Here is a 24,787-nt window from a genome sequence, read left to right as displayed (position 1 = left end):
CGGCTGGCTAAACGGCGGGTGCCCAAAGGCCGAGTACCTGGTGCGCGTGACCGCAAACCTGGACCTTGGCGACTACCTGCGCATTATCGCAGGCGAAGGCAACGACGTTAAGGTCCACTTCGACAACGGTGTAATCGTCTCCGGTGAGGAGTTTGTGCGCATGCAGCTCGAAGAAATCGGGGCGATCATCCTCATCGGCGTCATGGACGGACCGGTCAACGCCTACCACGCACGCTTCGCCACCCCGAAACACCGAGAAGTCATGCTTGCCGACTCCACCACCTGCACCTGGAAAGGCTGCAACGCACCCGCCTCCGAGTGCGACGCCCACCACATGGTCGAACACCAACACGGAGGCGAAACCACACCCTCCAACCTCGGGTGGTTATGCAAATACCACAACTCCCAAGCCGCCCGCGGCACCCGGGGACATACCGAACGGCGCGACGGGCAGATCACCTACGTCTCACCCTACGGGAACGTCACCCCCACCGGCACCGACCACAAGGCCCGCGCCGACAACCGCAAACCGCCCGACTAAACCTGCACGTTAAAAGCCCGCGCGCCAGCAAACACTGGCGCGCGGGCAAGCATGCCCTAAACAATGCGGCCCAGGTGGCGTTTGCCGCTGAAGAGGATCAGTAGCGAGACGCCCAGGCTGGCTGCGCCGAACCAGTAAGGCATCCCAGCCCCGCGGGCCGCGGCAAGCGGGCCGGAGACGGCAGGCGCGAGTGCCCCGCCCAGGAAGCGCAAGCCGGAGTAGGTTGACGAGGCGACGTTGCGCGGCAGATGGGTGGCTTCCATGACGGCCTCGGTAAGCACGGTGTTAAACACGCCGATAAACAGGCCCGCGAGAATCACCAGCACGATCACGGCGGTGAGGTGTTCTGCGGCGAAGCCGAGCGCGGCCAGTAGGATGCCGAAGCCGCCCAGAATGATGATCAGCACCGGAAACAGTCCGAGTCCTTGCACGAGGCGTGGCGCGAGGAAGACGGAAGAGACCGCGAGCGTGAGCCCCCAGCCGAAGAAGACGAAGCCCAGTTCAATCGCGCCGAAGTCTTTCCCGGCCGCAGCGGCGGCAGCGTCGATGGGGTAGGGGGAGTAGGCGAGGAGGGTGAAGAAGCCGAAGTTGTAGAAGAAGGCCACGAGCCCAAGTGTGAGCAGCGCGGGCTCTTTGAGCGCGGTCAGCCCTGCCGTGAAGTCGACCGGCTCAGGCGTATGTGAGCGGGAGTGGAGCAGCGTGGCGATGGCGATGAACCCGATCGCCATGAGGGCGGCGGTGCCGTAGAAGGGCGCTCGCCAGGAGATTTCGCCAAGCAGGCCGCCGGCGAGTGGGCCGACTGCGAGACCGACGCCCATAGCGGCCTCGTACAGGATGATGGCCTGCCCCGCGCTGCCGGCTGCCGCGCCGACGATAGCGGCGAGCGCGGTGGAGATGAACAGGGCGTTGCCCAGGCCCCAGCCCGCGCGGAAGCCGATGATCGCGTCCACCGAGCCCGCTGCGCCGGAGAGGAAGGCGAAGACCACGATAAGCGCGAGACCGATCAAGAGCGTGACCTTGACCCCAATGCGGGAAGAGATGAACGCGCTGAAGAACATCGCGAGCGCCGTAATCAGTAGGTAGCTGGTAAACAGCAGCATCGTCTGTGTCGGCGACGCGTGCAGCTCCCGGCTAATCGCCGGCAGGATCGGGTCGACGAGCCCGATGCCCATGAACGACACAGCGCAGGCAAAGGCAAGCGCCCAGACGGCGACAGGTTGTTTCAGCAGGGGGTGGGGTTCTTCGTTGTGCAAGGGTGTGGCCTCCTTTGGGGGTCGTTAACGGTTGGTGGACAGCTCCTCGGTGATGTGCTGGAGGAGTTCGGCGGCGCGCTTGAGGCAGGCGACGTCTTCGTCGTTAAGCGACTCGAGCACCGGCACGATTTGTGCGGCGGAGTCGGTGCGGTATTGCAGGAGGATGTCGCGGCCCTTGTCGGTGATCATGAGGTCGGTGGCGCGCGCGTCTTCGGGGGAGGGGTGGCGGGTGATGAAGTTTTCGTCGACAAGCTTTTTGATTGCCTGACTCATTGACGGTTGTGTGATACCCTCACGACGTGCGAGTTCGCCGACCCGCAGGCCTGGTTCGCGGTTGATCGCGGCCATCGCGCGCAGCGAGACGTAGGAGAGTTGGACTGGGGTGGCCTGGTACGCGGTACGCGCGAAGCGGCTGCTGGCCCACACGAGGTCGTTGGCGAGTTGTTTCTGGGGGTCGTTATCCATAGGGGAAATATATATTCTGGCTATGGAAGGTGCAAGCGCGAAAAGTCCCGCAGTGAGGCGGGGCCAAGGGCATGCCCCAGCTGAGACGCACATTCGGATCGTGAACGAGCGCTCCCGCGCAAGGTAGAGTGCATAGCCATGGCCCCCAAAATGAAGGACTACTTCAACGCTGACACGGCGAGAACACTCGGTGCCCAACTCGACATTGACGGCGAGGAGTACGCCGCGTGGGTGGCGTCGCGCGTCGAAGGTTTAGAGATTTCGGACCGCGTGACGGTGTTTGCGCAGGGGCTTCGGGAGAGGCTTGTGGGGGATTACGCGGGGGTGGTTGGCGGGATCGTCGATAAGCTTGGGCCCGAGCTCGCGGAGGGGGAGGGCTACTTCAACCACGCATTCCACCTGTGGCCGGTCAGCCGTTTCATTGAGCTGTATGGGGTGGATGAGCCGGGCGTTTCCCTTGATGCGATCGAGGCGCTGACGCGGGCTTTTACTGGCGAGTGGGCGGTGCGTCCCTACCTGGAGCGCTATCCGGAGCGCACCTTGGCGCGGGTGCATGGGTGGGCTGGCTCGGACAGCCACAACGTGCGCCGGCTCGCTTCCGAGGGCATCCGCCCGCGCCTGCCCTGGGCGAAGGTGCACACGCCGTTTGTGGAGGACCCCTCGCCGATCATTCCGGTCTTGGATCGGCTTTACGACGACGCTTCGCTGTTCGTTCGCAAATCCGTCGCCAACAACCTTAACGACATCGGGCGCACGCACCCTGAACTCGCGCTCGCCACCGCCGCGCGCTGGGTAGACAGCGGCGCGCCCCACGCGGCGTGGGTGGTGGAACGGGGGTTGCGCGGGCTGATCAAACGCGGCCATAGCGAGGCCTTGGAGCTTGTTGGCTTTTCGACGCCTACTGCACTCACCACCACCCGCCCCGAGTTCCCCCGAACCGTGGCCATCGGGGAGAAGGCCACCCTTTCAACGACGCTCACCAACGCAAGTGATGCCGCCGCCAACGTGCTCGCCGAGTACCGCGTGCATTTTTTGAAGAAGAACGGTGCGAGGAAGCCGAGCGTGTTCCGTCTCGGCAAATTCACGCTTGAGCCGGGGGAAACGCGTGTGGTGACCAAGACGCACCCGTTTCGCGTGACTAGTACGCGCACCTACTATCCGGGCACGCAGGCGCTCAGCGTGGTGATCAACGGACGCGACGGCGAGCTGGTGGACTTCGAGCTCACCGAGTAGTCGCGGCGCGAAAAAGCCCCGCGGTGAAGCGGGGCGAAGCGTGCCCCAGGTGAGACTCGAACTCACACTGGACGGGTTTTGAATCCGTTGCCTCTGCCAATTGGGCTACTGGGGCTCGCGGGAAAGCTTAACCCATCTGCGCGCCGATCCGGAAATTGCGGGCCACGGGCGGCGGCTAGACTGGGGCACCGTGACTGATCAAAAACGCCTTCTGCTTATCGACGGACACTCCATGGCCTTCCGCGCCTTCTACGCTCTGCCCGCGGAGAACTTCTCCACCACGGGCGGCCAGCACACGAACGCGGTCTACGGCTTCCTCTCCATGTTTGCCAATATCCTCGCCGAGGAGGCGCCGACGCACGTCGCGGTGGCCTTCGACGTGGGGCGCAAAACCTTCCGCACGGAGCGCTTCCCGGAGTACAAGGCGCAGCGCGAATCTGCGCCGCCGGAGTTTAAGGGCCAGGTGCCGATCATCGAGGACGTGCTGCACAGCCTGGGCATCGTGACCCTGTCGAAGGAAAACTTCGAGGCCGACGACATCGTCGCCACGCTGGTGACCCAGGCGCGCGGGGATTTCGAGATCGTCATCGTCACCGGCGACCGCGACTACCTGCAGCTTGTCGACGCCACCACCACCGTCCTCTACCCAACCCGCGGCGTCTCCACGCTCACCCGCTTTACCCCGGAGGAGGTCGAGCGCAAGTACGGGCTGACCCCTGCGCAGTACCCGGACTACGCGGCGCTGCGCGGCGACCCGTCGGACAACCTGCCGAGCGTGCCGAAGGTGGGGGAGAAGACGGCGACGAAGTGGATCGTGCAGTACGGCTCGCTGGCAGAGCTCATCGCGCACGCCGACGAGATCAAGGGCGTGGCCGGCAACAGCTTCCGCGAGCGCATCGAGCAGGTCCAGCTCAACCGGGAGCTGACCCAGATGGTCATCGACGTCGAGCTGCCCGTCGGCCCGGAGGACTTGGAGCTCAAGACCGCCGACGTGAGCGAAGTATCCAAGGCCTTCGACGACCTGCAGTTCGGTGCGAACCTGCGCGAGCGCATACTTGCCGCCGTGCCGACCGACGGCGAGGACGCCAGTGCCCAGCCGCCGGTGGAGCTGCCCGAGGTGGAGGTGTCCGAGGAATCGCTCGACACCTGGCTTGAGGCGCGCCGCGGCGAGGGCCTCGCCCTGTACCTGTCCGGTACTGCGGTGCCCGCGGGTGGAGATGTGACGGGTTTGGGGATCGTCGATAAGCAGCGGCGCGGCATCCAGCGCGACACCGCCGACCTTTCCCCGGCCGAGGACGCGGCGCTCAAGGCGTGGCTGGAGTCGGAGGACCCGAAGTACTGCCACGACGCGAAGGCGGCCTACCACATGCTGCGCGGGCGCGAGATCACGCTGCGCGGCATCGCGCACGATACGGCGATCGCCGCCTACCTGCTGCGCCCCGGGCAGCGCACCTACGAGCTGGAGGACGTCTACCAGCGCCACCTGCAGCGCCAGCTCACGATCGGCGGCGACCAGCTGAGCTTGCTCGCCGACACTTCGCTTATCGACGCCGCCGCGGCCGTCCTCGAACTCGCCGAAGCGCTCACCGCGCAGCTGCGCGAGATCGACGAGTACGAGCTCTACGCCGACCTCGAAGTGCCACTGGTGACGATCCTGGCCGAGATGGAGCACACCGGCATCGCCGTCGACCGCGACGTGCTCGAGGCGCAGCGCAAGGACTTCGCCGACAAGGTCACGCAGGTCGAGGAGAAAGCCCGCGCGCTTGTCGACGAGCCCGACCTCAACCTGTCCAGCCCGAAGCAGCTCTCGGTGGTGCTCTTTGACAAGCTCGCGCTGCCGAAGACGAAGAAGACGAAGACCGGGTATTCGACGGCCGCCGCCGAGATCGAATCGCTCGCGGAGAAGCATCCGCACGAATTCCTCGACTACCTGCTGCTGCACCGCGAGTACCAGAAGATGAAGTCCACCATCGAGGGACTCATCAAGGCGATCCACGACGACGGGCGGATCCACACCACCTTTAAACAGACGGTCGCCTCGACTGGGCGCTTGAGCTCCGCTGACCCGAACCTGCAGAACATCCCGGTGCGCACCGACGCGGGGCGCGAGATCCGCTCCGCGTTCACCGTGGGCCAAGGCTACGACTGCCTGCTGACCGCCGACTATTCGCAGATCGAGATGCGCGTGATGGCGCACCTCTCTCGTGACGAGGGCCTCATCGAGGCGTACAAGGCGGGGGAGGACCTGCACAATTTCGTCGGCTCGCGCGTGTTCGACGTGCCGATCGACGAGGTTACCCCGGAGCTGCGCCGCCGCGTGAAGGCGATGAGCTACGGCCTGGTCTACGGGCTCTCAGCCTACGGGCTGTCGAACCAGCTGGGCATTACCCCCGGTGAGGCGAAGCAGATTATGGAGAGCTACTTCGAGCGCTTCGGCGGGGTCAAGCGCTACCTTGACGAGGTGGTCGAACAGGCGCGACGCGACGGGTATACATCGACGGTGTTTGGCAGGCGTCGCTATCTGCCGGAGCTCAATAGCGACAACCGGGTCGCGCGCGAGAACGCCGAGCGCGCGGCGCTGAACGCGCCGATCCAGGGCACGGCCGCCGACATTATTAAGGTGGCGATGGTGCGCGTCGACCACGCACTTGAAGGCTACGACTCGCGCGTGCTGCTGCAGGTCCATGACGAACTCGTCGTGGAGATCGCCGATGGCGAGCTCGACGCGGTGCGCGAGATTGTGGAGCGCGAAATGGACCAGGCGATCACGCTGCGCGTCCCGCTGGAGGTCTCGGCCGGCACCGGTAAGAACTGGAACGAGGCTGCGCACTAAAAGGGCACGAGCTTCTCACCTCGTCACCGGCGGGCGCGGGGCGTGCATAGCCCTTGCAAGGGCAGTACACCCCCGCGCCCGTCTCCGTCCATAGCTCCTCGCCCCCAAGAAGAGCTATGCCCCCGGTCCCCCCCCAGTGGTGAGGTATCCCCCAATACCTCGGGTTTCTTCCCTCTTCATTTTTCAATGCCCCCCTGCTGGGGAAGAGGTTTCCGGTGTGGTTCCGCTGGGCCGTTCCGAAAACCAAGGGTGACTTTAACAGCTTCAGAGCCTGCTGCCAGCGGACCGTTATTGGTCATTCAGCTATGAGTGATGTTTTATATTTCTCGGCAGATTTCACAATGTGGGATTCCTGTGACCTGCGGCGCTGCCGGATGGGCGAAACTGCCGAATCGTGCGGCATAAAATAGCGACTATGTTCGCCAACCTTCTGCTTACCCTATCCGGGGGGAAGCATTATGCAGCGCGCGTGGAGAAGATCGCGGTGCCCGGGAAGAGCGCGCCGCGCGCGGGGGACCACTGGCCCCAGGTGGTGGTAAGGTCGGCGGGCCAGGTGGGCTCGGTGACGTCGAGAAGCGAAAAGCCCGCGGTGCGCAGCGCGTGCACCCAGTCGCCGAAGGTGCGGTGGTACTCCGCGTAGGTGAGTGCGCCGCTGCTGTCGCGCTCCTCGTAGGCGCGGTCAAAGTAGCTGATGGCGGCGGTGAAAATGTCTGGGTCGTCGGGGAATACCCAGCGCATTGGGTGGGTGACGCTGAAGACGAAGCGGCCGCCGGGGCGCAAAACGCGGCGGATCTCCGCGAGTGCGACGTTGAGCTCGGCAACGAAGGGCAGCGCGCCGAAGGCGGAGAAGACGGTGTCGAAGCCGTTATCCCGGTAGGGGATTGCGAGTACGTCGGCCTGGGTGAGCGCGAGGCCGTCCGTGGCGCGCGCGAGCATGCCGGCGGAGATGTCGAAGCCGGTGACAAGGCGCGCGCCTTGACTCGTGAGCCATTCGGTGCAGGCGGCGGAGCCGCAGCCGACTTCGAGGATGGAGGTGCCGGTGACGTCGCCAAGCAAGCGCGCGTCGGCCTCGTGCAGCATCTCCGGGCACCAGTAGAAGCTGGACAAATACTCAGCGTGATCGGCGTGGTAACGCTGCGCGTCCGCATCCCAGAACCGGCGGTTGGCTTGCGAGGCAGTGCGGTGTTCGCTCATGGTGCCTTTCGGGGTCGGGGAAGCGGCGGTGACGTGCATTTATGATTTGCTCGCGCAGGTGGCAGACAGTAGTGTGTTTGGGGCGTATCGCAGTATCGGGGCGACACCAGCTGTAATAGGAGGGCTCGGGTCGATCCTCGCGCGAGATCCACCCTGGAGTCAAACACCTGGGTGCGAGAGATGCGCCCCTGTCCAATCACGATCTCCTATTCAATTCGGAGCACATACACTTATGCGCACTACTAACGCACCGCAGGTAGCCATCAACGACATTGGTGGCCCTGAGGAATTTCTCGCTGCAGTCGACGCCACCATCAAGTACTTCAATGATGGTGACATCGTCAGCGGCAAGGTGGTCAAGGTTGACCACGACGAGGTTCTGCTTGACATCGGGTACAAGACCGAAGGTGTCATCCCGACCCGCGAGCTGTCCATCAAGCACGACGTCGACCCGGACGATGTGGTCGAGGTCGGCGACGAGATCGACGCGCTTGTCCTGACCAAGGAGGACAAGGAAGGTCGCCTCATTCTGTCCAAGAAGCGCGCGCAGTACGAGCGTGCTTGGGGCACCATCGAGGAGCTGCAGAACAACGACCAGCCGGTTACCGGTACGGTCATCGAGGTCGTCAAGGGCGGCCTCATCCTGGACATCGGGCTGCGCGGCTTCCTGCCGGCATCCCTGGTTGAGATGCGCCGCGTCCGCGACCTGGAGCCGTACATCGGCCAGGAGCTCGAGGCGAAGATCATCGAGCTGGACAAGCACCGCAACAACGTCGTCCTGTCCCGCCGCGCGTACCTGGAGGAGACCCAGTCCGCGGTTCGCTCCGACTTCCTGCACCAGCTGCAGAAGGGCCAGGTGCGCAAGGGTGTCGTGTCCTCCATCGTCAACTTCGGCGCCTTCGTCGATCTTGGTGGTGTCGACGGCCTGGTCCACGTGTCCGAGCTGTCCTGGAAGCACATTGACCACCCGTCCGAGGTTGTCACCGTTGGCGACGAGGTTACCGTCGAGGTGCTCGACGTCGATCTCGACCGCGAGCGCGTCTCCCTGTCGCTGAAGGCGACCCAGGAAGATCCGTGGCGCGTCTTCGCCCGCACCCACGCTGTGGGCCAGATTGTGCCGGGCAAGGTCACCAAGCTCGTCCCGTTCGGTGCGTTCGTGCGCGTCGAGGAGGGCATCGAGGGCCTCGTCCACATCTCCGAGCTGGCACAGCGCCACGTCGAGGTGCCGGACCAGGTTGTCAACGTCGGCGAGGAGGTCATGGTCAAGGTCATCGATATCGACCTGGATCGTCGTCGCATCTCCCTGTCGCTCAAGCAGGCTGACGAGGACTTCACCGAGGAGTTCGATCCGTCCCGCTACGGCATGGCCGACTCCTACGATGAGCAGGGCAACTACATCTTCCCGGAGGGCTTCGACCCGGAGACCAACGAGTGGATGGAAGGCTACGACGAGGCTCGCCAGGAGTGGGAGGCACGCTACGCCGAGGCAGAGCGTCGCCACCAGGCACACGCCGGTCAGGTGGAGCGTCACCGCGCCGCAGCCGCCGAGGCCGCGGACCAGGCAGCAGACCAGGCAAACTACTCTTCCGACTCCAGCGCTGCAGCTCCGGCAGCCGAGCCGGCAGAGTCGTCCATGGGCTCCCTGGCTTCCGATGAGCAGCTCGCCGCACTGCGCGACAAGCTCACCGGCAACTAAGCTGGCTTAAGAAAGGCCCGCGCCAGGCGTCGCTTAGCGACGTCCTGCGCGGGCCCTTTGTGTTCTATCATCGCTTCCATGTACATGATCGGACTTACCGGCGGCATCGGCAGCGGCAAATCGACGGTCGCCGAGATGCTGCGCGCACACTGCCTGCCAGTTGTCGACGCCGACCAGATCGCCCGCGACATCATGGAACCGGGCTCTCCCGTGCTGGATGACGTCGCCGCGGTGTTCGGCGCGGACCTCATCGGCTCGGATGGGGCACTCGACCGGGCAGGGTTGGCCGCCCGCGCGTTCGTCTCCGAAGAACAGACGCAGAAGCTGAACGCGATCACGCACCCGGCGATACGTGGGGAATCTGCGCGGCGATTCAAAGCACTCGAGCAAGCGGGCGAGAAGGCCGCGGTCTACGACATGCCGCTGCTCATCGAGCTCGGCATGAACAAGGACATGGACCTGACGGTCGTGGTGGACGTGGACGCCGATGAGCGAGTGCGCCGTCTTGTGGCGCACCGCGGGCTCGATGAGGATGATGCGCGGAACCGGATCGAGCGTCAGATCCCGGACGCGCAGCGTCGCGCTGCGGCGGACGAGATCCTGGACAACAACGGCACACTCGCCGACTTGGAACGGCAGGTGGAGGCGCTGACCGCGAAGATCACCAACATATTGCTTGGTGTTTAACCATTGTTTGCCTAGGCGACAACCCTGGGAAACTTCGCTGGCTTAGATTCTTTCCCCATGGGTACGTGGAACTATGGGCCGTTTGATAATGACCACGCGCTTGATGCCGTGCGCGCACTCGCGGACGGCTCTTTCAAGATGGATCGGTTCCGCTTCGACTGCGGCGAGTTGCCCCTGGATTCCGCGCAGGCGGAGGTGGTCGTCGCGCTCGTGGCGGTAATGAACGGCCACCTGCCCTCCGGCGAGTACGAGGAGGCGCTCGCCTTCGAGTTCTCCTTCCACGACCGCATTTGGCTGAAAAGGCAGGTCAGGAAGCTTCTGACCGCCCGTGATTCAGACCTGTACGAGCAGTGGCAGGAGGCGGGCGAGCTGGATCAGTGGCTCGCCGCCACCCGGTACGCCACCGGCGTTAGCCGTCGAGCTCGCCACAGAACTGCCAAAGCAACTCGGAAGCGCGCGCGAGGTTAGCCAAAAACTCCTGCGGCTTCTCCGCGGTATCCGTGTTGTAGGACACACAGTATTCGGTGGCCGTCGCGTGCGGGGTGTAGGCGATGCCGAAGCCCTCCGGCAGCGTCGGCGCAAAGGCGTAGCGCACGATCTGGTTGGCGCTGCCGACGGAGGTGGTGGACAAGAAGTCCTTGCGCGCGGCAGTGACAACGGGATCGCGGAAGAAGGCGTCGGTCTCATGGGCGTCGAGATGCTCGAGCATTTGGATGTGGCGGTCGATGCCGTTGCCGGACTTGCAGCGCTTCACCCATCCGCGGTGCGCGTCGGCCGCGGCAACGAGTTGCTCGCGGGTTGCGGTGCCAGCGACGAGGGCGCGTGCGAATGCGACGGCCTCCGGGGTCAACGCGCGTAGGCATTCGGTGCGTCCGGCGCGGTACTCGCGCATGTCTACCGCCTCGTAGACGGCGCGGACGCGGCCGTAGGTCAGCTGCTGCGCGATCGTCATGGTCAGCTGGGCGCTCGCGTCACGGCTGAACTTGAAGGGCAGGTCGGTAGGCGGGATGTCTATGGTGTGCAGCTCGACCGTGTAGGGAGTGGCCGGCGTGTTTGGGGTGTGGTCGAGGTCCCAGCGCAGCTCCTCGGCAGCGTGTTTGCTGAGGGTGCTGGATTCCTGGACCTGGGCGTCTTGCATGCGCGAAACCGCGGTGACCAGGGTGCCGCCGTCCTGGCAGGTGTGCTCGACGTGGACGGCGGTCCAGTCGCTGTCGAGGCCGAGCTGGTAGCTCAGCGGCTTGTACACCCACGCGCCGCGGGGGCGGAACGCGAGGTCGGCAAGCAACGCGGCGTCGTCGCGTCCTGCAGTGTTGATCAGGTCGACGGTGAACAGTAGGTCGGCGAGGCGCTGGTAGGTGCGCGGGTTGCGCTCGATGAGCTCCGTGAGTTCCGATACATCGCCGGAGAGTGCGGCTGCGTTGAAGTCCGCCTGGTCGGGCGACGAGGTGCGCGCGGCGGCCAGCACCGTGTCCAGGTTCGCGGCGAGATACTCACGCGGGGTGATGTTGCCCTCGGCGTCGCTGATGGGGAGGGCGTAGAGGCGGCCGTCGACGAAGACACCGATCTCGCGGTGCGCGTTTATCTTCGTGCATATCGCGACCTCGTCGATTTCCGGGCGCGGGTGGCGCAGCCCGCCGTTGAACACGAACCACTGGTTGAGCGTGATGCGGTTACCGCGCGCGTCGACGTCCTCCGGCAGCGCGTCGCCGGCTGCCTGCAGGTGGACGGTGGCGATGCGCTGGATAGCCGCGGCCGCGCGCTGCGTGCCGGTGGCCTCGCCGCCCAAGGGAGCGAGCTGGAAGCCGACGTTCGTGCTCAACTGGAGTGGCCCGCGGACGGCGAGGTAGCCCTCGTACCACTCGTCGTGCAGCCAGTTCGTGCCCTCGTGCTCGCGTGTGGTGGCGCGGTCGCGCAGGGTGGCGTCGAGAAGCGGGCCCTTGCTCTGTGAGAAGTCCTCGATTACCCGGGAGGCGTGGGCGCGCTCGTCGTCATCGAGTACCGCGGAGAGGGCGGTGGCGTACTGCGCAAGTGTCTGCTCGAGCGGGGGAAGCGGCAGCGGCTTCAGATCAGCGGTGGCAGGGTGAGCGGAAAGGGAGTGCACATCGACGGTACGCAGGGTTTCGGACACGGTGTCACGCTTCCTTGAACAGGGGATAGTTACACTCCCTCAGCCTAGCGAGTCCCTACAGCGAAGGGATGTCCGCCAGCAGGTGTTTGGTGTAGTCGTGCTGCGGGTTGTGCAGCACCTCGTCCACCGGCCCATAATCGACGATCACACCCTTGTTCAGCACCGCGATGCGCGTGGCCACGTGGCGGGCCAGCGCAATGTTGTGGGTGACGAAGAGCATGGACAGGCCGCGCTCGCGGCGCAGCTTGGCCAGCAGGCGCAGGATCGAGGCCTGCACCGAGACGTCGAGCGCGGAGGTGATCTCGTCGCACACCAGCACGGAAGGTGCGTTGACCAACGCGCGCCCGATCGCGGCGCGCTGGCGCTCGCCACCGGAGAGGTCGCCGGGGCGGCGGTCGTAGAAGCTGGGATCCAGCTGGACCGCCTCGAGAACCTCGTGGACCACCTCGCGCTGCTTGGCGCGGGGCAAGCGCTTCGACATCTCCATCGGCACGCTCAGCGACTCACCGATGGTGCGCCGCGGGTTGAGCGAAGAAAACGGGGACTGGAAGATGTACTGCACGCCCTGGCGCTGGTCCAGCGTGCGCTCGCGGCTGCTGTGCTCGAGTTCCTCGCCGCGGAAGCGGACGGAACCGGTGTAACCCGGGTTGAGCCCCGCGATCGAGCGGGCAAGCGTCGTTTTTCCTGAGCCGGACTCGCCGAGTAAGAGAGTTGACTCGCCTTCTTCGAGCTCGAGGTTGATGCCGTGGAGGACCTTTTTGTCGCCATAGGACATCTCGAGGTTGCGCACCTCGAGGAGCGGAGTCTCGCCGCGTTCGGCGGGCGCGACGTCTTGGAGCTCGGCGATGTTCTTCTTGCCCTCCAGGTCGGGGATGGAGGCCAGGAGCTTCTTGGTGTAGCGGTGCAGGGGAGAGTAAAGCACCTCGTGGGCAGTGCCGACTTCCACGATGTCGCCGCGCAGCATCACGATCACGCGGTCGACCAGTTCCGCGACTACGGCTAGGTCATGGGTGATGTAGAGGGAGGCGACGCTGTGGCGCTGCGTCATCTCGCGGATGGTTTCCAGCACGTGCGCTTGGGTGGAGACGTCGAGGCCGGTGGTGGGCTCGTCGAGAATGAGCACGTCCGGGTGCAGGGCAAAGGCCATCGCGATGCCCACGCGCTGCTGCTGCCCGCCCGAGAGCTGGTGCGGCCAGCGGGCGAGGTACTCGTCCGTGTCCGGCAGGTCCACGTCGCGCATGACCTCGCGGATGCGGGCGAGTTTGTCGCCGTCGTAGTTGTGCTCGTCGAGGACCTCGCGGATTTGCTCGCCGATGCGCATGGCGGGATTCAGACTGAGCGCCGGGTCCTGGGGGACGTAGGCGACACGGGACCCGCGCATGTTGCGCAGTTCATCCTCGTTGAGGCTCAGCACGTCAATGTTGTCGTTGTTACGGGTGTGGAGGGTGATCGTGCCGTCGGTAAGCGAGAGCCCCGAGCGGCAGTGGCCAAGGGCTGCGAGCCCGGCGGTGGTCTTGCCCGAGCCGGACTCGCCGACCAGGCCGACGATCTCGCCGCGGTGCAGCTCGAAGTCGATGCCGTGGAGGATCTCGGTGCCGTCGTTGGCGCGGATGCGCAGGTCGCGGACCTCGAGTACGACCTCTGCGGAGGGGGAAATTGCGGTCGACATGGGGTTAGGCCTCCTCGGTGTGGCGGATCGGTTCGTTCTTCGGCTGGCGGGCAGCCTCCAACTCCTCCGCGGTCGGCTTGGCGGGCATAGCTGTGGACGCGGTGGCGCGTGCGGTGGCATCGGCAAGCATGTTGGTGCCGATGGTCAAAAGCGCAATCGCAAGCACCGGCAGAAGCACGCCCCAGGGCTGCAGCGAGAGCGCGATGCGGTTCTCGTTGATCATCAGGCCCCAGTCCGCGGCCGGCGGCTGGATGCCCAGGCCCAAAAAGGACAGCGAGGCGATCGAGCCGATGGAGTAGGTCAGGCGCAGCCCGGCCTCGACGGCGAGCGGGCCGGTGATGTTCGGCAGGATCTCGCGGGTGAGGATGCGGCTGTGCGGCATGGAGTACATCTGGGCGGCGCGGATGTAGTCCTCGTTGGTCACTGACATGGTCGAGGCGCGTGCCACGCGCGCGATACGAGGCGCGTGGGTGAGCCCGATGACCAGCACCAGCACGGTTGCCGACGGCCCGAAGATCACGATCGCCAGCATGGCGAAGATGAGCTGCGGGAAGGCGAGGATGACGTCGTTAAGCCGCATGAGCACAGAGTCGACCCAGCCGCCGGTGTAGCCCGCGACCATGCCGATGATGGTGCCCACGACCATGCCGAGCGCGGTGGCGAGGAAGGCCGTAACCAGCAGCACCAGGCCACCGGCGATGAAACGGGAGAACACGGAGCGGCCCAGGTTGTCCGTCCCGAAGGTTCCTTCCTTGGTAAAGGGCAGGCCGAGGAATTCGGTGGTGGAGTAGCCGGTGATCTGCTCAGCGAAGAGGTAGCCGATCACCGTGCAGATGACGATCAGGCTGGTCAGCACGAGGCCGACCTTGCCTTCCGGCTGGGCCCAAATGCGGGCGAGCACGGGGGCAGGTTTGGACAAAGAGACCTTTAGCTCATCGTCCGGGGACACGGTGGATTCCGGGGTGGTGTGAGGCGTTGTCATCAGTTGCTCCTCAGCTTCGGGTTGGCCATGATGCTCACGATGTCGGCGATGAGGTTCACCACGACGTAGACCACGGCGATCAGGAGGGAAACGGCTTGTACGACTTGGACGTCGCGGTAGTTGACGGCGTCAATCAGCGCGACGCCCAGGCCCGGGTACCGAAACAGGTACTCGACAACCACGATGCCGCCGGCGAGCCACGCGAGCTGGATCGCTACGACCTGCGCGATCGGGCCGACGGCGTGCGGCAGTGCGTGGCGGAAGATCACGCGGCGCTCGGGCACGCCCTTCAACCGCGCCATCTCGACGTAGCCAGAGTCCAGGGTCTCCACCATCGTCGCGCGCGTCATACGTGCGATGTAGGGGCTGACCACCAGCGCGAGCGTGAGCGTCGGCAGGATCAGCTGCGCGGGGAACTCCCATACGTGGCTGCCGGGCGGGGACATCGTCACCGCGGGCAGGACCTGGAAGACAGAGGTGGCGAAGATGGTGATCAGCGCGATACCGATGACAAACTCCGGCATCGCCGCAAGGATCAGCGTGACCCAGGTGATCGCCTGGTCACGCTTGTAGCCGCGCCACCAGGCTGCGTAAATGCCCACGAGGATGCCCACCGGGATCGAGACCAGCGCGGCGAGCAGCATGAGCACCAGCGAGTTGGCTAGCGGCTCTCCGAGCAGTTCGACCACCGGGCCGCCCGTCGAGGTCGACGTGCCCAGATCGCCGGTAAACAGGCCGCCCAGCCACAGGAAGTAGCGCTCGAGCGGTGGCTTGTCCAGGTTCATTTCCGCCTCGAGGGCGGCGATGCGCTCAGGCGTGGCCTGCTGGCCGAGGATCGCAGTTGCGGGCGAGCCCGGCAGCAAAAGCGTGGCGCAAAAGATGATGATGGACACCGCGATGAGGATGAAGATACTCACCGCGAGTCGTCGCAGAATAAATTTCCCCATTGCTGTTAGGCCTCCGCAATCCAGGTTTGGTGGAAGTTGGCGTGTGAAAGCGGCACACCACTCGGGTGAGGGGTGAGGCCGACGATGTAGTTGTGGTAGGCGTCGATCTGGTTGGCAAAGCCCCAGATGATGTACCCGCCCTCGTCGTAAAGCTCTTGCTGCAGCTCGCGGATGCGCGCCTCGCGCTCCTGCTTATCGACGATCGCGCGCGCCTCATACACCCTCGCCGTGAAATCCTCGCGCACCCAGTGCGTCTCGTTAAACGGCGAATCCGCGGTCGCGCACTGGTTGACCTGCTGGAGGAAGTTGCGGGTGTACCAGAACGACTGCGCAAACGGGTACTCCAGGTAGTTGCCTGAGGCGTAGAAGGTCGAGGCATCGACCTGTTTGATGTTGACCTTGATGCCGGCCTGGCTCGCCTGCTCGGCGAAGACCTGGGCCGCGCGCACTGCGCCGGACTGGATCTCGGAGGTGACAAGGTCGACCTCGATGCCGTCCGGGTAGCCGGCCTCGGCGAGCAGCGCCTTTGCCTTCTCCACGTCCTGCTCGCGCTGCGGAAAGTCGGCCGGGTACGCCTCGTCGTAGAGTGCGAACATGTCGTTGCCCAGCTGGCCTTCGCCGGAGTAGACCTGGTCGACCATCTGCTGGCGGTTGACTGCAAGGCGCATTGCCTGGCGTACCCGCACGTCGTCGAAGGGTTCGACATCGACCCGCATGGTCAGCGGCAGCCACATGCCGGTCTCGGAAACCAGCGTGTCCAGGCGCGGGTCGGCCTCGATGACGCGGGCAAGCGCGTGGTTCAAGCTGCCGATCGCGTCGACCTGGGAGGACAGCAGCGCGTTGAGCATCGCGTCTTCCTCCTGGAAGTCAATGATGCGCACCTGGTCCAGGTGGGCGGGCCCGGCCCAGTAGTTGTCGTTGCGCTCCAAGGTGGTCGACTGGCCCGCAGTAAAGTCCTTGAGCTTGAACGCGCCGGCACCGATCGGGTGCTTCGGGTCGTAATCCTCGGGCACGATGCCCATCTGGTACTCGGCGAGCGAGTCCACCAGTGCGGCGTCCGGCTCGGACAGACGCAGGAGCAGGCGGCGCTCGTCGATCACCTCCATGTCCGCCAGGTGGGCGATTGAGGCGGCACCGGATTTCGGGTCCTCGGGGTCGCGGATGCGGTCAAGGGAGAACATGACGTCCTCGGGGCGGACCGGGCGGCCGTCGGAAAACTGCACCCCCTCGCGCAGCGTGATGGTCCACTCCGTCGCGTTGTCGTTCGGTTCGATGGCCTCGGCGAGGAGGTACTCCAGGTTGTAGTCCTCGTCGCGGCGCGCCAGCGCGTCGTACATGTTGATCACGCGGGCGGCGTCGCTGGTGCTGGTGGGCACGTGCGCGTCGATAGTGTCGGTGGAGGAGCCACCGACGAGCCCGATGCGCAGCGTCCCGCCCTTGCGCGGGGGACCGGAGGTATCGATTTCCTCCACGGGAGCGGTCGAACACGACGCGAGCGCAAGCGTCGCACCTCCCATCACCGTGGCGCGCAGGAGCTGCCTGCGGCTGAGTTGCAACATGGTGCTACACCGTTCTTTCGTCTTGTTCGTTTTCAGCATGAGTGACTGGGGAACTGGCCGCGGGCGGCCCGCCACCGTCGCTGCTGGCCATCCACCCGCGCACACTCGCGGTGAAGATTTCGCGGATGCTCAGCGGGTCGAGCGCGCCTGCGAGCAGGCGGACACCGAGCCCATCGATAAGCGCGGTCAGCGAGGCGATCATGACTTGCGGGTTGCCCGGGACAAACTCGCCGCTGGCCATGCCCTCCTCGACGATGGGAAGCAGCTCTTGCTGCCAGCGCGAGTAGGCGATCTCCGTGGCCTGGTGAGCGTCGGCAAAAGCGGCGGAGGAGGACCAGAACTGCGCCCAGGTCGCCCACTCCTGGCGGGACTCTGGCGAGCCGTCGAGCTGGATGGCGAAGAGGGCGGTCAGGCGCTCGGTCGGCGTGGCGAGGGTGTGGGCGGGGGCGCGGCGCTGCGCACCCTGGCGGGAGCACTCGTCGAGCGTGGCGAGGAAGATTTCGTTCTTGGTGGGGAAGTAGTAGTGCACCGCCGAGGCGGATAGACCGGCGGCTGCCGCGATGTCGGCGACGGTGACCGCCTGGTAGCCACGCTGGGTAAACAGCGGCCACGCGGCGGCGGCGATAGCGCGCTTGCGGCCCTGGCGCGCACGATCGCGCGTGGAGGTAGCCGGTGTACTGACCGCGGCAAGGGAGCGCGCGTCGACCCCGGTGAGGGCGGCCAGCCGGGCGAGCTCAGTCGCGCTGAAGCGGCGTACGCCGGAGAGCGACTTGGACAGCTTGCTTGCGTCGATGCCCAGGTGCGCTGCGACGTCGCGGTGGCGAAGGCCGGCTGCGGCGATTGCGGCGCGCGCAGCGTTGCGTGGCTGAGCATGAGTCATGATGACAACCGTATGAATTCCTGGCAGAAGTCGCAACCATTTGATGCTTAGTGCAAAAACTATCGCAACTTCGCCCCTTTCGGGGGCGACGCGTATGGTTGTGGACATGGCTTTTGCTGCAGAACACCCGGTCCTGGCGCACTCAGAATTCCGCCCCGTTGGCGAGATTGAGCGGCGCGAGAAGCCCTTCGAGGTGGTCTCCGAGTTCGAGCCTTCGGGCGACCAGCCCGCGGCGATCGCGGAGCTGGATGCGCGCTTGCGCCGCGGGGAAGAGGACGTGGTGCTCATGGGCGCCACGGGTACCGGTAAGTCCGCCACCGCCGCGTGGCTGATCGAGCAGCAGCAGCGCCCCACCCTGGTGATGGCCCCGAACAAAACGCTGGCCGCGCAGCTGGCTAACGAGCTGCGCCAGCTGCTGCCGAATAATGCGGTCGAGTATTTCGTCTCCTACTACGACTACTACCAACCAGAGGCGTATATCGCGCAGACCGATACCTATATTGAAAAGGACTCGTCGATTAATGATGACGTGGAGCGCCTGCGCCACTCGGCGACCTCGGCGCTGCTCTCGCGGCGTGACGTGGTGGTGGTCTCCTCGGTGTCGTGCATCTACGGCCTGGGTACCCCGCAGTCCTACCTGGACCGCTCGATCGTGCTGCGCGTGGACGAGGAGGTTGAGCGCGATCGCTTCCTGCGCCTGCTTGTCGACGTGCAGTACGAACGCAACGACGTCGACTTCAAGCGCGGCACCTTCCGTGTCAAGGGCGACACCGTGGACATCATTCCCGCCTACGAGGAGGTCGCGGTGCGCGTGGAGTTCTTCGGTGACGAGGTCGACGAGCTCTACTACATCCACCCGCTCACCGGGGATGTGCTCAGCCAGGAAGACGAGGTCCGCATCTTCCCGGCCACCCACTACGTTGCCACCGACGAGCGTATGGAGAAGGCGATCGAGGCGATCAAGGAGGAGCTCGCGGACCGGCTCGAGGAGCTGGAGAGCAAGGGCAAACTGCTCGAAGCGCAGCGCCTGCGCATGCGCACCGAGTACGACCTGGAGATGATCCAGCAGGTCGGATTCTGCTCCGGCATTGAGAACTACTCGCGGCACATGGACGGCCGCGGCCCCGGTTCCGCCCCGGCGACGCTGATTGATTACTTCCCGGAAGACTTCCTCACCATTATCGACGAGTCCCACGTGACCGTGCCCCAGATCGGCGGCATGTTTGAGGGCGACATGTCGCGTAAGCGCAACCTGGTGGAGTTCGGGTTCCGCCTGCCGAGTGCCGTCGATAATCGGCCCCTGACCTTCGACGAGTTTGAGGCCCGCGTCGGCCAGACCGTGTACATGTCTGCGACGCCGGGCGACTACGAGCTCGAGGCGGCGCATGGCGAGTTCGTGGAGCAGGTGATCCGCCCGACCGGGCTGGTGGACCCGAAGGTGACGGTCAAGCCGACGAAGGGCCAGATCGACGACCTCATCGAGGAGGTACGCAAGCGCGTCGAGAAGCAGGAGCGCGTGCTCGTGACCACCCTGACGAAGCGGATGGCCGAGGACCTCACCGACTACCTGCTCGACCACGGCATCAAGGTGCGCTACCTGCATTCCGACATCGACACCCTGCAGCGCGTGGAGCTTTTGCGCCAGCTGCGCCTCGGCGAGTTCGACGTGCTCGTCGGCATTAACCTTTTGCGCGAGGGCCTCGACCTGCCAGAGGTCTCGCTCGTGGCCATCCTGGACGCGGATAAGGAGGGCTTCCTCCGCTCAACGAAGTCGCTGATCCAGACCATCGGCCGCGCAGCCCGCAACGTCTCGGGCGAGGTCATCATGTACGCCGACGAGGTCACCGAGTCGATGCAGCAGGCTATCGACGAAACCGAGCGCCGCCGCGAAAAGCAACTTGCCTACAACAAGGAACACGGCATCGACCCGCAGCCGCTGCGCAAGAAGATCGCCGACATTCTGGACCAGGTCTACGAGAACGCCGACACCGAGAGCACCGGCGCTGGCGAGGCTGCGGTGGTGGCCAAGCCGGACACCTCCACCATGGCCTCCGACGAGGTGCAATCGCTTATCGACGACCTCACGAAACAGATGGGCGACGCCGCCCGCGAGCTCAAATTTGAGCTGGCGGGACGCCTGCGTGATGAGATCGCGGACCTGAAGAAGGAACTCCGTGGTATGAAAGACACAGGAAACTAAGACTAGAAAGGCGCATCGACGCACCATGCATTCCTATAACTCGATCGCAGTAGGTACCGACGGCTCGCAGACGTCGCTCGTCGCTGTCCGCGCGGCCGCGAGCCTCGCCCGCGTCTACGACGCACAGCTGACAGTCATCTGCGCGCACTACACGGCCTCCGGCTCGATGCTCAATTCCACTAACGCGGAGTTGAGCAAGATCGACATCGTCACCGAGACCGGCTCGCAGGAGATCCTCGCCCGCGCCCGCGCCATCGCGGAAGAGGAGCAGGCTCCGCGGATCAACGTGGTGTCCAAGGCGGGGCAGCCGGCGAACGTGCTGCTCGAGTCCGTCGCGGAGTACGAGGTCGACCTGCTCGTGGTGGGCAACAAGGGCATGCGTTCGCTGGCGGGCAGGCTCTTCGGCAACATCCCCGGAAACGTGGCGAAGAAGGCACCGGTAGACGTTATGCTGGTTGACACCAGGGCAGAGGGACACGACTAACCACTAGGTCCGGACCCGGAGTATCATGTGTAAAGATTCCCCAACTTGATGAAAGGTCATCCACTACACCATGGCTGATTACTACAACACCATCGTCGTCGGCTCTGACGGATCGAAGTCCTCCTTGCTTGCAGTGGAGCGTGCAGCAAAGATGGCCGCGGCCTTCGACTCGACGCTGGTCATTGGCACGGCCTACTACCGCAGTGAGGAGGACGCCTCTAAGGCGCTCCGCCAGGACTCGGTGACCATTCTGGGCGATGAGCAGGCGTTGAAGAACCTGGAGGAAGCTGCCGAGCACGCGCGCAGCTTCGGTGTGTCGGACGTCCAGACCGCGACGCGCCCGGGTACCCCGGTCGAGGCGCTCATGGCCATTGTCAACGACAACAACGCGGAGCTGCTGGTGGTGGGTAACCGCGGCATCAACTCGCTGACCGGCCGCCTGCTTGGCTCCGTGCCGGCGGACGTGGCTCGCCAGTCCGACTGCGACGTGATGATCGTTCACACCGTCAAGTAAAAGCTTTCGAGCGAAGCCGACCGCCTTTGTGAAAGGGGTGGTCGGCTTTGTCGTGTGCGGTGGGTGGGCTAAAGCTCGCCGATCACGGTCAAGCTCTGTGTCGCGCGGGTCGCGGCGACGTAGAGGTCCTGGAGGCCTTGCGGCGAGGCGTCGACGATGCGGCGGGGATCAACCAAGATGACGTGGTCGAACTCCAGACCCTTCATCTGCGCGACGTTGTCCGCATCAATGACGGCGACCATCCTGCCATCGGCCTGCAGCGAACGGGCAACCTCCGCCGGATCTGTGCCTGCCGACAGATGGCGCACGGGGACGCCGGCCTCGCGGATCGCCACCGAAGAGGTTGCCTCGGGATCGATTTCGGCGAGGAGTTCGTCGGCGTACTCCATCACTTCCGCGGGTGTCCGGTAGTTCACAGTCAACTGGTGGGTGCGGAAGCGTTCGCCCACAAAAGGCTCGAGCGTTGTGGCCCAGTCGTCGCTGCCGGCGGGGGAGGAGGTCTGCGCGGTATCGCCCACCAGCGTCATCCACTTCGACGGGCAGCGGCGGAAGACCATCCGCCACTCCATCGGCGTGAGCTCTTGCGCTTCGTCGACGATGACGTGGCCGTAGGCCCAGGTGTGGTCCTCGCGGGCGCGCTGCGCCGTGGAGCGGATATCGGTCACCCGCTGGCGGCTGGCGAGGGTTTCGGCGTCGATGACGTCGGCGGCGGAAAGGATCTCGGCCTCGAACTGGTCGTCGTCGTTGTCCGTCGACTCGGAGGACGCCAGCACGTCGAGCGCGTCCTCGGCTTCCTCCACGAGCTGCCGCCACTGCGCCTCCTCCTTGGCCTTCTGTTCGGTGGGGTCGGTGACGCCGATGAGGACGGACAGCTCGTCGTAAAGCGCGGTGTCTGAAGGATAAAACCCGGTGCCCGGCGCGCGGTAGAGCGCATCCTGGGTGTAGGCGTCGTAGTCGCCGGCGACGGCCTCGATGCGGGCGCGGTCGGTGAGCGTGGCCTCGAGGACCTCGGCTGGGTCGAGCTCGGGGAAGTACTCGTCGACAAGATCGATGACCTGCTGTTCTTCGGCGAGATCGTCGTGGAGCTGGTCCACATCTGCGGTGGACAGGAGGTTTTCGCCGCCGAGCGGGTCGCGGCCAATGCGATCGGCAAGTGCCTCCGCGAGCGACTGCGTGAGGTGTTCGGCGAAGAACTCGCGTGCCTGATTGTGCGGCTTGCGGGAGCGGCGCGCACGCGTCCGCGCCGCCTTGACCATGGCCGGGGTCGCCGCGATATCGACCGAGCCGATCTTCAGCGGCACCGGAGCAGCAGGCACCGTCTCGTAGGCTTGGACGGCGCGCTTGAGGATGGTGACCATCTCCTCGGAGCCTTTCACCTCGCGCGCTGCCGCCGACTCACCGCTGGCGGTTGGGCGGAAGCCGGGCACGAGGTCCTCGATGGTGGAGAGCACCACACCGGTCTCACCAAGCTCCGGCAGCACCCGCGAGATGTAGTCCAAGAAGGCGGGGTTCGGTCCGATGATGAGCACGCCAGTACGCGAGAGCTGCTCGCGCCACGTGTACAAAAGGTACGCCACCCGGTGCAGCGCGACCGCGGTCTTGCCGGTACCGGGCCCACCCTGCACCACCATCACGCCCCGGGTGGGGTCGCGGATGATCTCATCCTGCTCGCGCTGAATCGTCTCCACAATGGAGCGCATGTGGCCCGTGCGGGCAGCGTTCATCGCGTGCCGCAGGGCCGCCTCAGAGCCAACATTGCCGCGCTCGACCTCCGCGTCGAGGCCTTCCCCGGCGAGTACTTCGTCATCCACGGCGGTGACAGTGCGCCCCCGCATGCGGATGTTGCGCCGCTGCTCCACACCCTCAGGGTGCGCGGTGGTGGCGAGGTAGAAGGGTCGCGCGAGTGGCGCGCGCCAGTCGAGCAGGAGCGTGCGGTAGTTGTCCTCGCGGTCGTCCATGCCCATGCGCCCGATGTAGCGACGCTCCAGGCCTTCGCGGCCGGGCACTGGGTTTTCCACCTCGTCGTCAGCCACATCGATACGCCCGAAGACGAGACCCACCTCGGCGATGTTCAGCGCGTCGAGTTTCGCGTTGAGTCCGTGGTACTCGGTCTCGCGCCGCACGAGCGCATCCGAATCGGGGTTATCGGGGTCCACGTCGCGCTGCACCGCGGCAAGCTTTTCCTGCGCCGCTGTCACCTCTGCGTCGAGGTGCGCAAAGAGCGTGTCCACATACGCCTGTTCGGCTGCGATCTTCTCGGGGGTTCCCACCCGGTCATTCCTCCTCACGGTTGGTCGCGGGGTGTACCGCTGTAGCAACAAACGGCCCCGCCGCCCGGATTATTCCGGACTGGCGGGGCCAGCAGTAAAAGTGGCGGATTAGCCCAGCTTCTTCTCCAGCTTCTTCACAGTCTGCTTGGCGCGCTTCTCGGCCTTCTTTGCCTTGCGCTTCCACTTCAGCTTCGTGATGAAGGAGGGATCAGCGTCGAGCTTGTCAAAAGCCTTCTGCAGCCTATCGACGGCATCCTGCGCCTTCTTGTCCAGTTTCTTGTGGCTCTTCTTCACCTTGTGCTTGGCCGACAGCTTGTCCAGCGTGCTCGGACGCAGGTCATCGATAGAGCCCTGCAGGTCACCGACGAGGGCGTTGACCTTGCGCTTCGCCTTGTACTGCTCGAGCTTGGAGGGCTTTGCCTGGTCGATGAGCTTCTCTGCGTCAAAGTCCTGGTAGGCGTCCTGCGCACGATCCGCGGTCTCGGAGAGGAACTTCGAGGTCTGCTTCTTCGCGTCCTCGAACCAGTCGCCGGCGACCTCGCTGGCGTGGGAAGCGGTCTTCTTCCAGTCGTCCTTGTTGTCATCGACGTAGTCGGTGACCGTCTCGGTCGCGTCGCTGAACCAGTTGCTGGCCTTGTTCATGGCCTTCTCGGTCTCAGACTGGGTCGGCAGCGCCTGCTGCACGTTCTTCTTCGCCACCTTGGCGGCGTTCTGCGCGCGCCACTGCAAGCCCGGCTTGCCGTCCGTATCGACGGTGGCGAGCAGCACACCACCGGCGAGCGCGACGTCGGTCAGCGCGCCGGTGCGGCGGCGAGCCTTGTCGTCCTCATCCTCGGCCTCCCAGAAGGCGTTACGGCCAATCAGGGAAGGCACGGTGGTCAGCGCCAGCAGGGAGGCGGAAGTGCGCGGCATCTTGCCGATGGCGAAGAGGCTGCCAGCACCGGCCTTCACACCGCCAACGAGCTGCGCGGCGGTCTCCGGGTCCTTCGGCACCAGGCCGCGGTACTCGCGCGGCACGACGGAGCGCACCTTCTTCAGCGCGGACGCTGCGGCCTCCTTGTGGCCGGCCGGGTTCAGCATGGTCTCAACACCATCGATGATGTACACGGACGCCAGCATCGGGCGAGCGATCTTACGAATCATCTCTTAACCATTCCTTCTCATTTACGTTTATGGGGATCTTGCGATCGGAGCCCGAAACGGACTCGTCTGCTACCAACTGTACTTATGTTTGCGCGCCACCGGTGGGCTT

The 24,787-nt window shown here is 65.1% G+C and carries 20 protein-coding genes and 1 tRNA gene; 9 read left to right on the top strand and 12 right to left on the bottom strand.

The window, feature by feature from the left end; genetic code table 11:
* Positions 1-541 (top strand): HNH endonuclease signature motif containing protein (locus HMPREF2990_RS13060; RefSeq protein ID WP_168167151.1); only part of this gene is annotated, 541 nt, incomplete at its 5' end.
* A 56-nt stretch (positions 542-597) separates the two neighbouring features.
* Here the strand turns inward: HMPREF2990_RS13060 and HMPREF2990_RS12215 are convergent.
* Positions 598-1,794, bottom strand: a complete 1,197-nt coding sequence (locus tag HMPREF2990_RS12215) for an MFS transporter (RefSeq protein ID WP_070764872.1) — start codon at positions 1,792-1,794, stop codon at positions 598-600.
* 24 nt (positions 1,795-1,818) lie between these two features.
* A complete protein-coding gene (locus HMPREF2990_RS12210) occupies positions 1,819-2,259 on the bottom strand; it encodes a MarR family winged helix-turn-helix transcriptional regulator (RefSeq protein WP_070764871.1) in 441 nt (146 codons plus the stop codon).
* Between the two features lie 138 nt (positions 2,260-2,397).
* Here HMPREF2990_RS12210 and HMPREF2990_RS12205 point away from each other — a divergent pair, with 138 nt between their 5' ends.
* Positions 2,398-3,492 carry a DNA alkylation repair protein gene (locus HMPREF2990_RS12205; RefSeq protein ID WP_070764870.1) on the top strand — a complete coding sequence of 365 codons (1,095 nt, stop codon included), beginning with the start codon at positions 2,398-2,400 and terminating at the stop codon, positions 3,490-3,492.
* A 41-nt stretch (positions 3,493-3,533) separates the two neighbouring features.
* On the opposite strand, the gene HMPREF2990_RS12200 is transcribed toward HMPREF2990_RS12205, so the two are convergent.
* Positions 3,534-3,607 (bottom strand) — tRNA-Leu (locus tag HMPREF2990_RS12200).
* A 117-nt stretch (positions 3,608-3,724) separates the two neighbouring features.
* On the opposite strand from HMPREF2990_RS12200, the gene polA reads away from it, so the two are divergent.
* Positions 3,725-6,325, top strand: coding sequence for a DNA polymerase I (gene polA / locus HMPREF2990_RS12195; protein WP_070764869.1), 2,601 nt, complete (start codon positions 3,725-3,727; stop codon positions 6,323-6,325).
* 456 nt (positions 6,326-6,781) lie between these two features.
* On the opposite strand, the gene HMPREF2990_RS12190 is transcribed toward polA, so the two are convergent.
* Complete coding sequence (locus HMPREF2990_RS12190) at positions 6,782-7,519, bottom strand: class I SAM-dependent methyltransferase (RefSeq protein ID WP_070764876.1); 738 nt, start codon at positions 7,517-7,519, stop codon at positions 6,782-6,784.
* Between the two features lie 232 nt (positions 7,520-7,751).
* Here HMPREF2990_RS12190 and rpsA point away from each other — a divergent pair, with 232 nt between their 5' ends.
* From rpsA to HMPREF2990_RS12175, 3 genes are all read left to right on the top strand, one after another.
* Positions 7,752-9,215, top strand: a complete 1,464-nt coding sequence (gene rpsA / locus HMPREF2990_RS12185; RefSeq protein WP_070764868.1) for a 30S ribosomal protein S1 — start codon at positions 7,752-7,754, stop codon at positions 9,213-9,215.
* A 78-nt stretch (positions 9,216-9,293) separates the two neighbouring features.
* Positions 9,294-9,902 (top strand): dephospho-CoA kinase, encoded by a 609-nt coding sequence (coaE, locus tag HMPREF2990_RS12180; RefSeq protein ID WP_070764867.1) that lies wholly within the window; start codon positions 9,294-9,296, stop codon positions 9,900-9,902.
* Positions 9,903-9,959: 57 nt separating this feature from the next.
* The gene (locus HMPREF2990_RS12175) at positions 9,960-10,370 is read left to right on the top strand and encodes a DUF4259 domain-containing protein (RefSeq protein WP_070764866.1); all 411 of its coding nucleotides are present in this window, start codon (positions 9,960-9,962) and stop codon (positions 10,368-10,370) included.
* On the opposite strand, the gene HMPREF2990_RS12170 is transcribed toward HMPREF2990_RS12175, so the two are convergent.
* From HMPREF2990_RS12170 to HMPREF2990_RS12145, 6 genes are read right to left on the bottom strand one after another with little or no spacing between them, the layout of a single operon-like run.
* Complete coding sequence (locus HMPREF2990_RS12170; protein ID WP_168167150.1) at positions 10,312-12,030, bottom strand: choline/carnitine O-acyltransferase; 1,719 nt, start codon at positions 12,028-12,030, stop codon at positions 10,312-10,314. The two genes, HMPREF2990_RS12175 and HMPREF2990_RS12170, sit on opposite strands and share 59 nt — an antisense overlap.
* A gap of 55 nt (positions 12,031-12,085) precedes the next feature.
* Positions 12,086-13,699, bottom strand: a complete 1,614-nt coding sequence (locus HMPREF2990_RS12165; RefSeq protein ID WP_070764865.1) for an ABC transporter ATP-binding protein — start codon at positions 13,697-13,699, stop codon at positions 12,086-12,088.
* Positions 13,700-13,703: 4 nt separating this feature from the next.
* Positions 13,704-14,681, bottom strand: a complete 978-nt coding sequence (locus HMPREF2990_RS12160; RefSeq protein WP_070764864.1) for an ABC transporter permease — start codon at positions 14,679-14,681, stop codon at positions 13,704-13,706.
* The gene (locus HMPREF2990_RS12155; RefSeq protein WP_070764863.1) at positions 14,681-15,628 is read right to left on the bottom strand and encodes an ABC transporter permease; all 948 of its coding nucleotides are present in this window, start codon (positions 15,626-15,628) and stop codon (positions 14,681-14,683) included. Before HMPREF2990_RS12155 ends, HMPREF2990_RS12160 begins: the two co-directional genes overlap by 1 nt.
* A gap of 5 nt (positions 15,629-15,633) precedes the next feature.
* Positions 15,634-17,187, bottom strand: coding sequence for an ABC transporter substrate-binding protein (locus HMPREF2990_RS12150; RefSeq protein ID WP_070764862.1), 1,554 nt, complete (start codon positions 17,185-17,187; stop codon positions 15,634-15,636).
* Between the two features lie 4 nt (positions 17,188-17,191).
* Positions 17,192-18,067 carry a TetR family transcriptional regulator C-terminal domain-containing protein gene (locus HMPREF2990_RS12145; RefSeq protein ID WP_070764861.1) on the bottom strand — a complete coding sequence of 292 codons (876 nt, stop codon included), beginning with the start codon at positions 18,065-18,067 and terminating at the stop codon, positions 17,192-17,194.
* 106 nt (positions 18,068-18,173) lie between these two features.
* Between HMPREF2990_RS12145 and uvrB the strand changes: the two genes are divergently transcribed.
* The 3 genes from uvrB to HMPREF2990_RS12130 all read left to right on the top strand — a co-directional run bounded on the left by uvrB (position 18,174) and on the right by HMPREF2990_RS12130 (position 21,265).
* Entirely contained in the window at positions 18,174-20,267 is a 2,094-nt protein-coding gene (gene uvrB, locus HMPREF2990_RS12140) for an excinuclease ABC subunit UvrB (RefSeq protein WP_070764860.1), read from the top strand.
* Positions 20,268-20,292: 25 nt separating this feature from the next.
* Positions 20,293-20,751 (top strand): universal stress protein, encoded by a 459-nt coding sequence (locus HMPREF2990_RS12135; RefSeq protein ID WP_070764859.1) that lies wholly within the window; start codon positions 20,293-20,295, stop codon positions 20,749-20,751.
* Between the two features lie 70 nt (positions 20,752-20,821).
* On the top strand, positions 20,822-21,265 hold the full coding sequence (locus HMPREF2990_RS12130) for a universal stress protein (protein ID WP_070764858.1): 444 nt from the start codon (positions 20,822-20,824) through the stop codon (positions 21,263-21,265).
* Between the two features lie 68 nt (positions 21,266-21,333).
* On the opposite strand, the gene HMPREF2990_RS12125 is transcribed toward HMPREF2990_RS12130, so the two are convergent.
* Entirely contained in the window at positions 21,334-23,535 is a 2,202-nt protein-coding gene (locus HMPREF2990_RS12125; protein ID WP_246817563.1) for a HelD family protein, read from the bottom strand.
* 108 nt (positions 23,536-23,643) lie between these two features.
* Complete coding sequence (locus tag HMPREF2990_RS12120) at positions 23,644-24,678, bottom strand: DoxX family membrane protein (protein WP_070764856.1); 1,035 nt, start codon at positions 24,676-24,678, stop codon at positions 23,644-23,646.
* Positions 24,679-24,787: the final 109 nt, after the last annotated feature.

The organism is Corynebacterium sp. HMSC071B10, assembly GCF_001814825.1.
Taxonomy (GTDB): Bacteria; Actinomycetota; Actinomycetes; order Mycobacteriales; family Mycobacteriaceae; genus Corynebacterium.
Note: the sequence above shows the minus strand (reverse complement) of the source record. Positions and strands in the feature narration are given on the sequence as shown.